Origin of the sequence: Rhizobium sp. Leaf453 (assembly GCF_001425605.1) — a bacterium.
In the GTDB taxonomy this organism is placed as follows: Bacteria; Pseudomonadota; Alphaproteobacteria; order Rhizobiales; family Rhizobiaceae; genus Pararhizobium.
The window spans coordinates 23,950-40,154 of sequence record NZ_LMRG01000006.1 but is presented as its reverse complement, the minus strand read 5'-3'; the positions used below and the strand labels follow the sequence as shown (position 1 = coordinate 40,154).

Annotated in this window: 13 protein-coding genes and 4 pseudogenes; 9 read left to right on the top strand and 8 right to left on the bottom strand. The window is 55.9% G+C overall.

The features are described from left to right. The first annotated feature begins 46 nt into the window (after nt 1-46). Complete coding sequence (locus ASG68_RS08875; RefSeq protein WP_156373618.1) at nt 47-295, top strand: hypothetical protein; 249 nt, start codon at nt 47-49, stop codon at nt 293-295. 234 nt (nt 296-529) lie between these two features. Beyond that, nucleotides 530-865 (top strand): annotated as a pseudogene (locus ASG68_RS31250) (IS3 family transposase); the annotation flags it as partial. Nucleotides 866-1,993: 1,128 nt separating this feature from the next. Here the strand turns inward: ASG68_RS31250 and ASG68_RS08865 are convergent. Together ASG68_RS08865 and ASG68_RS08860 are read right to left on the bottom strand one after the other, a co-directional pair. Then, nucleotides 1,994-3,026, bottom strand: a pseudogene (locus ASG68_RS08865) (IS110 family transposase). A gap of 95 nt (nt 3,027-3,121) precedes the next feature. Then, nucleotides 3,122-5,068, bottom strand: a complete 1,947-nt coding sequence (locus tag ASG68_RS08860; RefSeq protein WP_062601821.1) for a PAS domain-containing sensor histidine kinase — start codon at nt 5,066-5,068, stop codon at nt 3,122-3,124. Between the two features lie 167 nt (nt 5,069-5,235). On the opposite strand from ASG68_RS08860, the gene ASG68_RS08855 reads away from it, so the two are divergent. Continuing rightward, nucleotides 5,236-5,532 (top strand): hypothetical protein, encoded by a 297-nt coding sequence (locus tag ASG68_RS08855; RefSeq protein ID WP_062601823.1) that lies wholly within the window; start codon nt 5,236-5,238, stop codon nt 5,530-5,532. A gap of 97 nt (nt 5,533-5,629) precedes the next feature. Further along, nucleotides 5,630-5,818 carry a hypothetical protein gene (locus ASG68_RS30380; RefSeq protein ID WP_082477924.1) on the top strand — a complete coding sequence of 63 codons (189 nt, stop codon included), beginning with the start codon at nt 5,630-5,632 and terminating at the stop codon, nt 5,816-5,818. A 10-nt stretch (nt 5,819-5,828) separates the two neighbouring features. Here ASG68_RS30380 and ASG68_RS08850 read toward each other — a convergent pair whose 3' ends face one another. Next, nucleotides 5,829-7,013, bottom strand: coding sequence for a MerR family transcriptional regulator (locus ASG68_RS08850; RefSeq protein WP_156384845.1), 1,185 nt, complete (start codon nt 7,011-7,013; stop codon nt 5,829-5,831). Nucleotides 7,014-7,354: 341 nt separating this feature from the next. On the opposite strand from ASG68_RS08850, the gene ASG68_RS08845 reads away from it, so the two are divergent. Together ASG68_RS08845 and ASG68_RS32975 are read left to right on the top strand one after the other, a co-directional pair. Then, entirely contained in the window at nt 7,355-9,301 is a 1,947-nt protein-coding gene (locus ASG68_RS08845; RefSeq protein WP_062609518.1) for a methyl-accepting chemotaxis protein, read from the top strand. Between the two features lie 12 nt (nt 9,302-9,313). Next, nucleotides 9,314-9,524, top strand: a pseudogene (locus ASG68_RS32975) (chemotaxis protein CheW); the annotation flags it as partial. Nucleotides 9,525-9,594: 70 nt separating this feature from the next. Here the strand turns inward: ASG68_RS32975 and ASG68_RS08840 are convergent. Then, nucleotides 9,595-9,795 carry a transposase gene (locus ASG68_RS08840; RefSeq protein WP_244484185.1) on the bottom strand — a complete coding sequence of 67 codons (201 nt, stop codon included), beginning with the start codon at nt 9,793-9,795 and terminating at the stop codon, nt 9,595-9,597. A gap of 353 nt (nt 9,796-10,148) precedes the next feature. Between ASG68_RS08840 and ASG68_RS32225 the strand changes: the two genes are divergently transcribed. Then, nucleotides 10,149-10,328, top strand: coding sequence for a hypothetical protein (locus ASG68_RS32225; RefSeq protein ID WP_082553982.1), 180 nt, complete (start codon nt 10,149-10,151; stop codon nt 10,326-10,328). 731 nt (nt 10,329-11,059) lie between these two features. On the opposite strand, the gene ASG68_RS08830 is transcribed toward ASG68_RS32225, so the two are convergent. Next, entirely contained in the window at nt 11,060-12,088 is a 1,029-nt protein-coding gene (locus ASG68_RS08830; protein ID WP_062609517.1) for an IS110 family transposase, read from the bottom strand. Between the two features lie 119 nt (nt 12,089-12,207). Between ASG68_RS08830 and ASG68_RS30370 the strand changes: the two genes are divergently transcribed. Continuing rightward, nucleotides 12,208-13,203: an IS630 family transposase gene (locus ASG68_RS30370; protein WP_082553981.1), complete on the top strand. Its 996-nt coding sequence runs from the start codon at nt 12,208-12,210 to the stop codon at nt 13,201-13,203. On the opposite strand, the pseudogene ASG68_RS08820 reads toward ASG68_RS30370, so the two are convergent. The 3 genes and pseudogenes from ASG68_RS08820 to ASG68_RS08810 all read right to left on the bottom strand — a co-directional run. Next, nucleotides 13,149-13,616 (bottom strand): annotated as a pseudogene (locus tag ASG68_RS08820) (IS21 family transposase); the annotation flags it as partial. The gene ASG68_RS30370 and the pseudogene ASG68_RS08820 sit on opposite strands and share 55 nt — an antisense overlap. Nucleotides 13,617-14,933: 1,317 nt before the next feature. Further along, nucleotides 14,934-15,188: a DUF6894 family protein gene (locus tag ASG68_RS08815; protein WP_113125200.1), complete on the bottom strand. Its 255-nt coding sequence runs from the start codon at nt 15,186-15,188 to the stop codon at nt 14,934-14,936. Between the two features lie 230 nt (nt 15,189-15,418). Continuing rightward, nucleotides 15,419-15,628, bottom strand: a complete 210-nt coding sequence (locus ASG68_RS08810) for a hypothetical protein (protein WP_062609513.1) — start codon at nt 15,626-15,628, stop codon at nt 15,419-15,421. 325 nt (nt 15,629-15,953) lie between these two features. Between ASG68_RS08810 and ASG68_RS08805 the strand changes: the two genes are divergently transcribed. Beyond that, the gene (locus ASG68_RS08805) at nt 15,954-16,160 is read left to right on the top strand and encodes a hypothetical protein (RefSeq protein ID WP_156373921.1); all 207 of its coding nucleotides are present in this window, start codon (nt 15,954-15,956) and stop codon (nt 16,158-16,160) included. Nucleotides 16,161-16,205 lie beyond the last annotated feature (45 nt).

Sequence of the window (16,205 nt, the reverse complement as noted above, 5' to 3'; positions counted from 1 at the left end):
TCGGTGCGATACCAGGAAAGGTATGAGCACGTCGGGGACGCCTGCAGTGAAACAACGCCAAATGGATGATAGTCAGGGTCGAAACGTTTTCATTCATCCCATGAGATTCGATGGCGATGGCCGCTTGGTACAGGAAGAAATCATCGTCTTTTCAGGGATTACCATCGCCGAAGCAATCGAACGTCGTTTCGGCGGCAAGACATGTGATCACGGCCCCAAAGAAGCGTTGATTGGGACAGCGTCCGTTATTGAGAACGGAAAGGTGGTCAAGCAAACGGTATTCAAACAAGCATAGCACGACTACGACACGGCACAGCAGGCCCAGCCTACAGCGATGAACTAACGTCGTCACTCGTGGCAGGTTTGTTAGATTGAGATAGACCGGATTGAATTCGCAGAACCCGGCCAGCTCCTTCTAATCCAGAACGGCAATCACACGGTTGACCCATTGAACGACCCCATCCGCAAGAAGCCTCTGCAGGTTTTATTCATGTAGCTAGCGACACCCCAGAGCGTCCGCGACTTCTAAGCCCTTTCCAAGGCGGACTCAAAAAACGGATCTCGCGGCCGATCTTGTTGCCGAAGGACGGTTTCCGATGAAGGCCCCGCAGGCATGCCGGGCGTCTCCCGATCCAGCCTCGTCGAGCGGCTGAGAGGCAAATCAAAGCCGCGCGGACTATACCACAAGGTCGAGGATGCAGAGCTTCTGCCCGCCATCCGAAGGCTGGTGGATCAAAGGCCAACCTATGGCTATCGGCGGATCGCCGCGCTCCTCAATCGTGAAAGGCGAACCGCCGACAAGCCTGTCGTCAACGCCAAGCGGGTTCATCGCATCATGGGCAACCACGCAATGTTGCTGGAGAAGCCATGGAGTTGGTGCCAGACCGAGACAGCACGGTCAACCAGATCGAAAGAGCTGAATATCCTGACCACTGACTCTGCGTCCAGTCGGTCGGTCTTCGCCCTACGGCTTCGTCTGTTGACGAGGAAGCTTGGTAGAGTCGAGTACTGACGTGCGTATGCCTCACTTCCGCAAGAACATCGCTAAGCAAAAGCCGTCATGCCCGGCCCGGTAGCAAACCACGATCTCCACCGGAGGCCTCCTCGTAGTCGATCAAGCGGATGAGCCGGGCGGCCTTCCATAGCATCCACAACGAAATCAATCCCATTCCGCGCTCAAGATGGCTTCCCCTCGGCAGTTCATCAGGGCTAAATTAATCTAGCCACCTGTCCGGTAAAACGGGGATCGCTCCATAACCTAGAGGTAATTTCCAGACAGCTAAAGAGCTTGCGACAGTAAGCGAAGATACACGCGTGACTGCGGTTCGCGAGGCCGATTGGGTCTACCGGCTCCGAATTCCTCCATAAACGTCGGAAACGGAGTGGTCGGATCGACGGCATGCTATCGAAATCAGGGTCCACACTACCAGCGAAATTGCCGTAGTCATGATATGGGGATGTGCTCCGGCCTTGGTCGCCGCAATTTTTCCTGTGGTAGCTATCAGGTCTTTCAGCGTAGCAATTTCGGCCTTGAGAGCTTTGATTTGATCGGCGGTTGATTTGGCCTCTTCCGGGGCGGACGAGTCCCCCAGTGGAACCGCGTCAGCTTGTCCGAGTACTGCTGTGTCCGTGCTGATTATGCCGAGTGGTATGTGACCACGCCATTTCGCGCATTTTCGTTTCGGAAGTCGATCAGCGGGAAGAAACTGCCGCGATCAGCACTTCACATCGGGCCTAGTTCCGCGTGGAAACGTATGGCCCGCCCTGTTTGCAAGTAGTTTTTTGGATACCCTGTGCAGTCTGCTTCAACGTATTCGGTCTTACGGTCACGCCGTAGCCAAGATGGATATCCGCACGACCAGAGCCACGATAACCAACACGGTTTCAATGAACCATTTCCACGCCTGGGCTTTCTGAACGCTGATTGACTGTCAGGCCATCTATATTCGTTCTCGCAAACATCATGGGCTGCGAGTAAGCGCAGCCAACCATGTTATGCTGGCGCTACGCCGAAAGTTTTCTCATACGGTCGCTCATTACGCAAAATAGCCCAGGCAATACGCGCAAGCTTGTTTGCAAGGGCCACGATCGCAACATTACGGTGAATACCGCCGGAAACCAGCGTTCGAAGCCACTGGCCGGCAGGCGTATCACTTTGACTGACTACGGGCATCGCCGCTCGTGCGCCGTGCACAAGCAAAATTCGAAGGTAGTTGTTGCCACGTTTCGTTATTCCGAGCAGCCGTGGCTTGCCACCGGTCGTAAACTGTCTTGGAACAAGCCCTAGCCATACGCCGAGATCTCGCGCATGTTTGAAGCTGCTTGCGTCGCCGATCGCGGCAACCAGGGCCGTAGCGTTAAGGACACCGATACCGGGGATAGTCGTTAAACGACGCATCGCAAAATTATGCCGCGCGAGTGACACGAACTCAGCGTTCAGTGCTGCAATCTTCGTATCCATCACTTCCCACTCGTTTTGCAATTCGACAATCAGTTGATGCATGCGCGGAGACAAGGTGGCCTCCTGATCACCTGGAAGGACATCCAGGGCAACCTCAAGCTTGCGACGACCGGCGGCAAAATGAGACCGCGCTCAAGAAGGATCGCCGGGATCTAATTGATCAACGTGGTTCTTTGTGCAACGAGGCGCGATCGAACCCTGTGCAGCGACTGAATATCGAGCTGCTCCTCACTCCTGAGATCGACGAGTCGCATTGTAGGACGCGACGCGGCTTCCGCGATGCCCTCCGCATCCCTGTCGTCGTTCTTTTGCGCTTTAATATTGGGGCGAACATACTCGGGCGACATCAGTCGCACTGCGTGTCTCGTGCTGCGAAAAGTCGCCCAAGGTGGAGAGCGCCGCAGCATGCCTCCATAGCAATGATGCACGCCGGCATCTTGCCGACAAACTCAATGAGCGTCTAACGTCACATCGTTCGGCGGACAATCACCGCACCTTTGTCTCAACTCCCACAACGCTGCAGCTGTTCTTTTCCTATGTCGATGCCAAGTATCGAAATCGCCATGATCTGGCTCCTCACCTTCAATGACGAGACATCATACTCGATGTTCTCGGAAGGGCGGGCCATCCTATAACCAACAGATCCACTTTAAAGGTCAGCTATGGCTTGCTTAGATCGAGGCAAAGCGCCAACGCTTCATTCAATTGCTCTTGCATGAATGGCTTCGCCAGTCGTTGGAGTCCAGCGCCCACGCCGTTCGGCAGTTCCGCGTAACCGGTCGCTAGAAGGACGGGTATGCGCGGATACCGCTGAGCGAGTTGTTCAATCAATTCCACGCCGGTCATCTCTGGCATCGCCTGGTCCGTAATGACGATGTCTGGAAGACCCCCTTCATCAAGCATTCGAAGGGCCTCCTTGCCAGACTGCGCCTCGATTGCAACATGGCCGAGATCTTCGAGCATTAACGCAGTATTCATTCGAACGAGAGCGTCGTCATCAACCGCGAGGACCGTCAGCGACCGCTCAACGAGTGGAGCCACATCGGCGACGACCTCAGAAACTGGGTTCTGCTTCTCGTCCGGATCAGCGATCGGCAGCCAAAGTTCCGCCCTCGTTCCTTCCCGTATGCGCGACTTGAGCACGAGGGCACCGCCTGACTGCGCCATAAGGCCCTGGATCATTGACAGTCCGAGGCCGGTGCCCTTCCCGACACCTTTAGTGGTGAAGAACGGCGTAGCCGCTTTTCCTAGCGTTTCCTCGTCCATCCCGTCGCCCTCGTCGGCGACGGCAAGCACAATGTAGTCTCCTGCCGGCAACTCCTCGACTTGCCCTGACCCGACAACCCTGAGCCGGGCTTCGATAATTATTTTCCCACCTTGGGGCATCGCATCGCGGGCATTGACGACGAGGTTGAGCAGCGCGCTCTCAAGCTGGTTAGGGTCAGACATGACGGGAGGCATCACGAGCGGGAAGGTCGTGGCAATTTCGATGTCAGGACCGATGCTGCGCTCGATGAGCGACGCCATTTCTTTCACAAGCTCTGGAAGATCGACTCGTTCCAGCTTGAGATCCTGTTTCCTCGAAAATGCGAGCAAGCGCTGGGTCAGCGCCGCGCCGCGTTTTGCGCCTTGAATTGCGTTCTCGATGAGATCAACGTTGGGTCGGCCCGATAAGGCACGCTTTTTGGCAATTTCCAAGCTTCCCAGAACCGCAGTTAAAAGGTTGTTGAAGTCGTGGGCAATCCCGCCCGTCAGTTGGCCGACCGCCTCCATCTTCTGAGCCTGGAACAGCTCCTGCTGCGCGCGCTCAAGGGCGTCCTGAGCTTGTCGCTTCTCGGTGACGTCGCGCGTCACTTTGGCGAAGCCAACGAGCAACCCGTCTTCAGCACGGATCGCGTCAATAATGACGCTTGCCCAAAAGCGCGTCCCGTCCTTTCGCACGCGCCAGCCTTCCTTTTCAAAGCGACCTTCGGCGGCCGCGGTCTCGAGCGCCTTTCGCGGCAGGTCGCCGGCGCGGTCCTCCTCGGTGTAAAAGCGCGAGAAATGTTGCCCGATGATTTCGCTTGGCTCATATCCCTTAATGCGTTGCGCGCCGGGGTTCCAGCTCGACACCTTGCCGTGGGGCGTCAGCATGTAGATCGCGTAGTCGGTGACGCCTTGCACCAGGAGCCGGAATTGTTCTTCGCTGCGTCGGAGCACTTCTTCGGCCAGCTTGCGTTCCGACAGATCGCGGGTTATTTTGGCGTATCCTATAAGCCCCCCGCCGGGATGGCGAATGGCGTCGATGACGACATGAGCCCAGAAACGTTCGCCATCCTTGCGGACGCGCCAGCCCTCAGCCTCGAAACGTCCTTCGGTAGCTGCAGTCAGCAATGCGCGCTGCGGAACGCCTGCCTCCCGGTCTTCAAGCGTATAGAAGCGCGAGAAGTGCTCGCCCATGATTTCAGCTTCTGTATAGCCCTTGAACCGGTTGGCACCAGAGTTCCAGCTACTCACATGCCCATCCGGGTCAAGCATGTATATCGCGTAGTCAGTGATAGCATCGACCAGCAGCCGATAGCGGCCATCCAGCCCGTCGGTCTGGAGCGTGGTCACGTCTGCACTCATCGTCATTCCCCTCGTCAGACGGGTTGACCGTCAACTCAGCGAGGAACTTAGGTCATTCCGCCTCGACAACAAGGCCCTCTCCACGGTGTTCGAACGGTCCACTGATTCAAAGTGAGCAAGGTGCGCCAGCTTCGGGAACCTTCATCAAGCGAAGAGGTTCACTGTTCATGGCTTACCTCGTCGAAATCCTACTCCCAGCCACCTACCCCGTCCCGAATAAGGAGAAGCTAAGCAGAGTCCGGGACGAACTCACAGCGAAATTCGGCGGGGTGATGCTCCATCTCGATTCCCCGGCGGAAGGTGTGTGGAAAGATGGCGACGTAGAGCGCGATCGCATCGTCATCGTCGAGGTGATGACAGACGATCTCGACCGTTCCTTCTGGTCGCGCTATCGCGAGGAGCTGGAGGGCCGCTTCCGCCAGTACGAACTTGTCATCCGTGCTAGCGAAATCGAGCGGCTTTGAGCGACACCGCGTCGTGATGAAAGCATTTCGTGATTCTCGCACGGAACTATCGATCGCTACACAAATTTCCATTTTGAGATTACGTAAGGTGACCGAATTGAACGATGATACACGGGCTCAGCAGGCGATCGAAGAAACCGAAAAAGGCAAAGTTCCAGTTGACGGTCAGGAGCTACCAGCCGCGGGTCCTCACGCCGCCAAACGTCTTACCGACGAGAGCAAAACGCCTGGAACGGGAGCGCTTCCAGACCGCGAAGACGAAAGCGTATCGCCAGGCGGCGGCTAGCGCGCGGCGTTCAGCCGCACTTCTTCAAGGCGCAACACTCCGCAGCCGGAGACGTCGGCTTCGACACCATGCCCCTGAAGCCGAGCTCCACCAGCATGTGTTCCAGGTCCATGGCGATAAGGGACTGATCTTCGACGATAAGGATTGATGAACGTGCGACGTAAGTCACTGAACTGCCCTCCAGAGTTAAGCAAAGTATAGCCAATCGAGGTGTGAAACCGGCATAACATGGCTGACACTCGTAAGATATCGTCATCCGGCCGGCAAGCCCACAGGCATCCACTCGCCGGCGATGGCGGAAGCCGGGGCGAAAAATGGAAATAAATTCAGTGCTTCCTTGGGAGTGCCAACCAGCTTTCAAAATCGGCAATTGATATGAACTGGATTGTTCGTTCAACTTTCGCGCAGTCGATCTGACCAAAACTACGCCCGCCAACAGCAATCCAATAATCCTGATCGTATAGGCGCAGTGTGCGTTTTGAAGTCTCTGCGGCTCAAGCACCTCGCTGCTGAGTACGATGAATCGCGCACCGGTCGATTTGGCTGCTTTTGCTAATTCTTCCGTCGGGACCTGAGGGCCGAGATAGATTGTTCTGATACCCTGGGCCTGCGCGGCGATCGCTGCTGAGAGGAGGCCGAATTCGTGGAGGTCCCCTTCCGGCGTAGCAAAGAGCGCTGTGGCTCTCGGCGTGTAAGGGTTACCTATCCTGACAGCTGCTCCAAGAAGGGAGCGAAGTGAAGCGCTCAACATATGCTCGGCTGCGGTTGAAAGGAGGCCCTGGGCCCAAAGATCGCCAACTTCCTGCAAGAGGGGTAGCACAAACTCTTGGGCAAACGCATTGGAGCCCATTGCAACGAGCCGGATGCCGAGCTGTGCTTCGAGCCCTGCTTGATCAAGGCGCCTCACGCAGTCGAGCACTTCCGCCAGTGGTGCTGTTCGATGGCCGTGCTCCTGCAGCACCTTCCTCAGCGAACTGTCGCTCAAACCCGCGATCGTTCCGATCTTACTACCACGCTTTACGCATTCATTCAGGAGCTTCAATCTTGCCACATGACTTGATGTGTACGTTCTATGGCCGGAACCAACCCGCTGCGGTTCAATCGCGCTGTGACGCCTCTCCCATGCATGCAGGGTTTCTTTTGATAACCCAGTGAGCGCCGACACCTCCGACAACGAAAAAATACTTTCAGGCACTTCTCCACCCTTTCGATCCGGCCGCCTCCTGCAAAACACGCTTGAAGCATGCAGCCCACCGAAACGGACCCGGATAAGAAATGTTCAGTTTTCTCAATCCGATTTCTTGTCGGGTAGTTGTTGTACTGGAAACCGAGTCTTTAACGCGCTTGTCGCTCTTTCTCCCGGCTATCCTTGTACAAAACCTGTACAAGGGAGCCGCTTTTGCGTCGCATCGTTTGAAATAGCGCGGTTCCGATAAACGCGCCAAACACCGCCGTTAAGACCTTCTAAGTGATGACAAACTCAAGATCGGTTCCACGTCGGCGCTCATCAGTTGCCGAAATCGCAAAGGAACGACGATGAAAAATCTACCGATTGTTGTTAAATTCCTCTCCATCATGATGCTTTTCGGCATGTTCGCCCTTGGCGTCGCCTTCTACGCTGGCAGTAATATTAGCCAGATTGATGGAAACTACAGCGACTTGCTCGCCTCCGAATCAAAGGCATCTTTAAAACTAGTGCGAGCCAACCGGTCGTTTCAGGCAAGCCGTGCTGCTATAGGGGACATCTTGTTGTCAGCTTCGGTTGCAGGCAATCAAGCCGCCCTTAAGGAGTTCCAGTCTCAAGTTGATGCATTCGTGGAAAATATGGATTTAGCATCGTCCGTCCTTCAGGATCCAGACTTTGCGCAACTTAAGGAGAAAGGCCTTCAGGTTCTTAAGGGAGCATGTGAGAAGACTGTTGTAATGGGGTCTGCTGCCGTGACGGACGCCGACAATAAAGAAGCCCTCCAAGCCTACCAATCTGACTGCCAGCCGAAGTTCGCGGAAATGACGGCATCACTCGTCGCCAAGGTCGAGAAGATTATCAAGGGCGCCGACGAAAAAAGCGACGCCCTTTCGGCCTCAGCGCAATCGACCTACTGGACGACGGTCCTTGGTGTAATCGGTGGGCTTGCAGCTATTCTCGTCTGTGGTTTCTTTGCAATCCGCCTGTGGGTGGTAACACCAATCAGAGCTCTTTCGGCGACAATGGCTGGGCTCTCCTATGGTGATCTTTCCATTGAGGTTAATGGGACGGAGCGCAGGGACGAAGTCGGCGGCATGGCCAGGGCTGTCCAAGTCTTTAAGGACAACGGCCTGAAAACGCGCGCGCTTGAGCAACAGACCGAAAACCAGAGACTTGTCACAGAAGAGGAACGCCGTCGGAACGCGGAAGTCGAAGGCTTGCGTGTACAGGCAATGGCTCAGGCGACCTCGGGACTTGCATCGGGTTTGAAACACCTATCTGACGGCGACCTTTCATTTCAGCTTTCTGAACCGTTCGCGGCTGACTTTGAGAGCCTGCGCGCAGACTTCAATGCTGCCGTTTCACAGCTGTCTGAGACACTTGGCGCCGTTGCCCAGGCAACGGCCCAGATTGACAGCGGCACACGCGAGATCAGCCAAAGCGCAGACGACCTGTCAAAGCGTACAGAACAGCAGGCATCATCGCTTGAAGAAACGGCAGCCGCCCTCGATCAGATCACTACAAACGTTGCTAACTCCTCAAAAAGAGCGGATGAGGCTCGGGCGGTTGCCATCGATGCAAGCCACAGTGCCATCCAGTCAGGCAAGGTGGTTGCCGATGCCGTCAACGCGATGCAAAAGATCGAACAGTCCTCCACTCAGATCTCCAACATTATTGGGGTCATTGACGAGATCGCCTTCCAGACCAATCTTCTCGCGCTCAATGCAGGCGTTGAAGCAGCGCGTGCTGGCGACGCAGGCAAGGGGTTCGCAGTCGTCGCCCAAGAGGTGCGAGAACTTGCTCAAAGATCAGCGCAGGCCGCCAAAGAGATCAAAGAACTTATCAGAAATTCCTCCGTGGACGTGGAAGGGGGCGTGAAGCTTGTTCGCGAAACGGGTGAGGCGCTCAAAGCAATTGAGGTTCACGTCGTGACGATCAACAGTCACATGGAGGCTATCGCAACATCGTCTCGCGAACAGTCGCTCGGTTTGGCTGAGGTCAATACCGCCGTCAACCAGATGGACCAGGTCACACAACAAAACGCAGCAATGGTTGAAGAAAGTACAGCGGCGAGCGCAACGCTTGCTGCGGAGGCCGAACGTCTTCGCTGTCTTATTGAACAGTTTCAACTCGGTTGCGGTCAAGCGGCGGTCTCGGAAACTCGTCCGAGATTAGTTCCCGTGTCGGTGTCGCACAATCATCGGCCGGTGTCTTCGCCGGTCCGTAAAATGGCAGGACAACTGGCAAATGCATTTAGCAACGCCGCTCATGCCACAGAGTCCTGGCAAGAATTTTGATGAATGTGCGACGTCAAGACGACATCCATCCGCGAAATTCGCGGATGGAAACCCTCTATGCTTACCCGCAATCCTCCAGCCGATGTCATAGGGGTCATGAACCTTAGAGGGACAGTTATTTCCGATTATAAGCTTGGCACTCAAGCTCAACATGCCGGGAAATGAGCCGCCGGAACGAAGCGCCATCGTGGTAACCGAAATATCCGACGTGATCATAGGCTTGCGATGAGGAAGCGAAGCAACTCGAGCGACCATCGTGCGACAGATCGCACCGGCCATCCCGTCACCCATGATTACCGGGATAACCGGCTGACGATTTCCACCGGTGAACTTGCAACAGCTTCGACGCGCGCGAAACTAACCCTTTCATTCGCCTCTTTCGAAAGGGGTACCACCGATCCCGAGGCCAATGCCTTGCGACGCCAGCCGTAAAGCTGCGAGGGATCTAGCCCCTCAGCGCGGGCGATCGCTGATATATTCGCCCCCGGCAGCATTGTCTCCGCAATCATCAGAGCCTTCTCAGCATTCGGCCAATCTCGTGGCGTGTGCCTCGTCTCTCGCCGTCAGAACCTCAAAGGCACGAGCCTGATTCACACTGTCGCTCATAGGTTTCTCCGCATGATTCATGCCGAAAATGAGCGATCTTTCGAAACCGCGCTACGTGGGATGGCGCACCCGCTTACAGCGTTACCAGCAGGGGCCAACGTTGATTGATGACGTTGGTTCACGCAGTTATGCGGCGGCTTTGCACTCGGTATCGGGTGCCTCTGACCGATCAGCATGTTGGGAACAACTGTTTCGTAACATCGTTGAATGTGCGTAATCTCCAGATGTAACGAGGCGGCCATTGACCGGTAACACACCAAAGACAAAGCAGACCCGCGGAGAACCCTATGGTCTAGAGGAGTTCCGTCAACTTTATGGGCTGAGTACCGATGAGGCTAGAGACCTTTTCAAGCGATTCGGCCCTTCTAAAATTGAACTCGATTTGCTGATGCGCGCTAAAGGCCGGGAAGCTGCGAATTAAATGGAACCAACTGGGTGAAGCCCGGTTAAGGAGTGTCGACGCCATCTTAAACACGCTCGACATAATGCATTGCCCCCCAATGCACTGCACGAAAGGCCAGCCCATCCTCTCCGGATCGGCTGGCTTTTTCTGAATTGGAGATCGTGTCCGAATATTTATGGGCCATCACTTTTTTTTAGAACTCGCAAACGGAACCAATCACTTAACAGCGCGTTAGATCGGTTCACCAGGAAAGGAGCCCGTCATGAACCGGATTATCTATATTGTTGGATTGGTCGTAATCGTTATTGCAATTTTGTCTTTTTTCGGTCTGCGTTGATAGAACACGCACGCAACAAAGCTCTTCCGTTGCAACGGCTGGGCTTTTTCTTGTTAGTCCTCGGTGGGTGATGGCAGAGGAGTGATACCAATGGTCACTGAGTCTGACTCTCATGGGGGTTCCCATTAGCCGACGAATCTTCTGTGGTTGCCGCCCGTGATGCAAGAAGTCTTTGAACCGAAGGTCATGTGATCGAGTGCGGTCTTCTGTGAGGCCTGTAGATACGGCGTTTACAGAAGCCGCTGGCCGGTATGGTGATCTGCGAGTCGGGTCCAAATCTGAATCCCGAGCTCTTCTGCTCATGATTCGAGGCTGGTTTTCCCGATCCAGATCTTTTCGATCATTTGCCCATTCGGGTCGTCGCCTTCTCACACCCCTTTTTCCGACATTAGGCTTACCTACAACACCTTCATCATGTTGCTGGCGCCTGTGCCGGAACTCGATAATCCTCATGTCTTGTCAGCAATGCCCAGACCGTGCGCGCCATCTTGTTGGCCAGTGCGATCGCGACCAACATTCGGGGCTTTCGCGCGAGCATGCGCGCCAACCACGATCCTTCGGGTATGGATTTCCGGCCCAGCCAGTTCAGGCGTGTCATTGCCCCAATAATCAGCAGCCTGCGGATATCAGACTGCCCTGACTTGGAAATGCGTCCGAGCCGTTGTTTGCCGCCCGACGAGAACTGACGTGGCACAAGGCCGAGCCATGCTGCGAAGTCACGGCCACGCCGGAAGTTCTCCATTTGCGGGGCAAAGGCTTCGATCGCCAAGGCTGTCAAAGGGCCAACGCCAGGAATGGTCTGCAAGCGCCGCGCCGTGTCAGCTTCAGCCGACAATGCCTTGATCTTTGCGGTCCGCTCGTCGATGCGAGCCGTCTTCTCACCGATCTGTTTCAACAAGTCGCGGCATTCTTCAAGCATCAACGCAGGCAAGTCGCTGTTTAGCCCGTCCAAAATCTCTTCAATACGCTTGAAGTGGTTACGACCATGAGGAACGACATGGCCATATTCATAAAGGCATGCTCTCAGCGCGTTGATCAGTTCTGTGCGCTGATGGACGAGTCGTTCTCGAGCCCGAAACAGAATCGCTCGGCTCTGCTGATCCGCAGATTTTGGCTCCACGAAGCGCATTTCCGGTCGCTGGGCCGCGATTACGATAGCCTCCGCGTCCGTCGCGTCGTTTTTCCGCCGCTTGACGAACGGCCGTACATATTGCGCCGCGATCAGCTTCACTTCGTGGCCAAGCCTAACCATCTCACGTGCCCAGTAATGCGCGCTGCCGCAAGCCTCCATCACCACCAACGCCGGTGGGTGTTCCGCCATGAACTTGGAAAAATTCTGCCGAGACAGCTTCTTTCGAAACCTGACTTGCCCGCTCGTCGAAGCACCGTGCAGTTGAAAGACATTCTTTGCCAAATCCACGCCAACCATCGTATCGTTCATAACGGTTGCCGTCCTTTCCGCTAAGTGGTCACAACACCACATTTTGGCACTTTGCGATGCCGTCTCGGGCGGACGGCAACCACCCCATCTGAATCTCTGGCGCAAACTGGAGGTTTGCGATGGGTTCAGCGATTTCTTTACGGTCAGATTTTGATGGGGCCATGTTGCGGCTTCTGGCTCGCCAGACACGAGATGCCGACCAGGCTCGGCGTCTTCTTGCCCTCGCATCGATCTATGATGGCGGCTCTCGCGCAAATGCTGCTCGGATCGGTAGCGTGACAGTTCAGATCGTGCGCGACTGGGTGGTGCGCTTCAACGCACGCGGTCCCGACGGGCTGTTCAACGGGAGGGCTCCGGGCAAGCCGTCACTGTTGAACGAAGATCAGCGCATAGCCCTGGCACAAGCCATCGAGCGCGGCCCCACGCCTTATCTGGACGGCGTCGTTCGCTGGCGTCTGTGTGATCTGGCCCAGTGGATTTGGGAAGAGTTCCGGGTCTCGGTGAGTGAAGAGACCTTGGGTCGCGAAGTGAGATCGATGGGCTACCGCAAGCTCTCGGCTCGCCAGAGGCATCATGCGCAGGATGCCGAGGCGGCTGAGGCATTTAAAAACTTCCCCACCACTGTGGCAGAAATCGCCGCCGGTCCCGCCAAGGGCAAAATGATCAAAATCTGGTTCCAGGACGAGGCCCGTATCGGGCAGAAGAACAAGATCACTCGCCGTTGGGCCAAGCGTGGATCAAGGCCATCTGCGTCGCACGACCAGCGCACCCGCTCGGCCTATATCTTCGGCGCGATCTGCCCGCAGCACGGCAACGCAGCCGCGCCCGTCATGGGTTGTTGCGATAACCATACCATGAACCGGCACTTGATCGAGATATCCCGCAACGTCGACGACAAAGCATACGCGATTCTCATCATGGATCAGTCGAACCCGGTTGCCAGGGCAGTCACAATGTCTTCTGAATACCGATACCGCAACCCGAAAACCATTCGTGAAGCGACACCACATTGCCGGGTATCTGTCCTTCGTCCTCCGATCGACCTCTTTCGGATGCGTCAAACCCGTTCACCGCCGATCCACACCTTCGTGTCCCCAAAGTCGACCTGCATCTGATGACCGGGAGCAGTCTCAAAGAGAAGTGTCGCCCAGTTCTGCGCCTTCAACTCTCGTCCGCACTTACGACCCCTCCGTTCTACAGACTGAAGACCAATATTGGTGCCGTGCTCGGCGGCCAGTTCCTGACAGATCACATCGGCATTGCCGTAATGCCGAAAAAAGCGGTCGCGTAACCAATCATCGAACCCATCAAAAGCCGTACGGCGAACCGGCCTTTTGAACGGCGCAGCACCGCCCTCCCGTAAATATCGCCGGACTGTGTTGCTTGCGCAGCCGAACGCCTTTGACAGGCTTGGCGCCCAGCCAAGATCATGGAGCCGCAACATCGCCACCACCTCATCAGCCTGAAGCATATCCCCGCCCTGCATCGTTCGTGACGTTGCAGGATGCGTCAAAATCTCACTCGTCATCCATCTCTCCTCGTTTGACACGAGGGGGCAATTCTCCATTTCGTTAGGAAGGCAATTTCTCATATCGCCCGACAAGGCCTTCACTACTTCCGGCAATCGCGGAAGTCGCCGGCTGCGAAGCGTTTGATCAAGTAGTCATGGTCTGTGAAGGCAACCGAAAGTGCGCCGTCCCTCTTTGAATGGCCAATCCAGGTCATGGACTCGGTTGCCTTGCTTCTCCACCGAGGAGGGATGCGGCGGTGCAGATATCAAGCAGCAGTGCGGTCATGGGCGTTCACGCTCCGGTAGGCTTCGATAACGACGGATTTCAGTTCAATGATAGCGACCGGCGTTAAGATCCGCGCCGAGATGCCGTATAATCTGGGGAGAAGACCCGCAGGTCGTCGTTTCTGGCGTGAACGAGGCGCATCCCGTTCACTCTGATATTGGCCGTCAGCTGACAGTGACCACGACGTTGCCCGAGCCATGCTGTCTATTGATGATAAGACTTCCAATACGTGCACTTTTTGCGCACAACGGCGCGTACGCTGACGATGTTGGCGGATGGGGTTGGTGGGTTGAGGTTAGCGGCGATGTTTTGCGCCATCGTCGGCGGCCTGCAGCTGTCGGGCTGCGCGCTGTCCGGTGCGACGATGGCTACGCGTTGTCACGGCCACGGATAGCCTCACCGTCACACTCCCCCCGTTGAACGCTTCAGAACTATCCGCACTGCAGCCTGCCGCTATTGTTGCTAGGCGGGGTCTAATCCAGAGCCATAAGCAACGACAGGCCTACGGTAATTGTAGCGAGGCCAACTGCCGCGCCGATACGCAACCAATTCGCAAGCCGCGTTCGGCGGCCATCCCAGTCATAAGTCATGCGATCCCCCATTCTGCCGCGAAGATGGCGCTGGTGGCAGCGATTTCAACCCGCGATTTCTTAGGATTCAAATGACCACCATTACCACCACACAGGTGGACGGCGAAGCCGTGCCGACATTGAGCGCGGCCTAGGTCCCAATCCAAAAATCATCCATCATATCTGTCCGCCATGTGCTGGCTTGCCATTCGGAAATAACATTCACTAAGGTCTGCGGCACGAACATCACGAATGAGGTTCGGGCCCGCCAGTGACCAGAATCATTGCGGGAGGGGATGGCAACGTATATTTCCGATGCCCCGGCCAAACGGACGGCGGACAGAAACATCGGTTCGTTAATTGCCGGCGGGACTGTCTAAAATCCCATCATCTTGACGAGCTTGCCGCAGATCAGGTGAAGCTTTAGGCGTATGCCGATTGATATGACATCTGATAGCCTCCCAACGGCGCCGGGTACGCTTACGCTGCCCCTTCGGAAAGCGGTTTTAGGACCGCCTCTTCGATCGTGACGACCGCTACAATCTCGCCCCTATTATCGGCAATCTCGATAGCAGTGAGATCCACAGATCGACCGGCGCGCAGCTCATCAGCAACGATTTCGCGGAGGCTGTTGACGGCATCTTCTCGGGCATCCTCCAGCGTGTCGAATGCGATACCCTCATGGTCAATCTCATGGCGTTCTTGGCGCCGCAGGTTAAAGAAGAACAAAGGCATGGACGCTCCGTGCATATCCGACGGCTAGCAGGACTTCGCCGGCCTTCATCCTTGTCAACCAAAGCTGGGCAGGATTGTTCCGCCGAATCGGCAGGCTTGCCTCCCGCGCCGCCGGCAGGATCGACCACCACCAACAGACGGCCGTGGCATTTCTCGCGAATGCAGAAAAGCGCGTCCATACGGTCGGCCGTAAAAAGCTAAGCCGCCCGAGACGATGGGGAAGGTTGACATCAGATAGTCGACTGCCATTTGCGTGGATGCTCGGATGCGAGAAAGTCATCGTCATATCGCTCGTGCACGAAATAATCGAGCGCCCGCTGGCCGTCCGGTGAATCAAAGTCTGGATGCTTTCCGTCGGGCCCAGCAAAATAAGCGCCGATGACCTGATGCGCTTGGCCAACCTCGGCATATAATGCGGAAATACGTTCTGCGTTGGTCATGGCAGGATCTTCGTTTGAGGCTCGCCGTACCGGGCTTGGTGCCAACAAAGATCCCGCTTGCGCCTCGATGAATACGCTGATGGCTGCATGCTGCTCACTGGTGGCGACGGTCGTGTTGTGGGTTATGCGAGCTATTGGTTTGTATCGGTCGCGGCATCGATGGCCAACCGGGCCAACAGCTTCTGTGGCACATTGAACACTGCAGAACTAACCGCGCTAGAAACCGCTGCTGTCGAGCCGCTCCGGTTGGTTAAATCCAGATTCATAAGTAGCGGCAAGCCGACTGCTATTATACCAAGTTCGACGGCTGTATCACGGCCACATGGTGTCGGACGTAGCTGAATTGCCGACGGCCGCGGCGGAAATCGTCGATCTTAACGCCAAGGCCATCGTCTTGGCAAAAACGGCACGGCTGGATAGCGAGGCTGATCAAGATGTGGTTACGCGGGCCAATCGGCAGGCAATCCTCGTGGCACTAGAGGGTCGGCTTGCCGCCGCTGGATTTGCCATCGACCTGCTGACGGCCGCGTAGCGGGGGCGGTGGGCCTTCAAATGACATGGCGACATCTAATTTCAT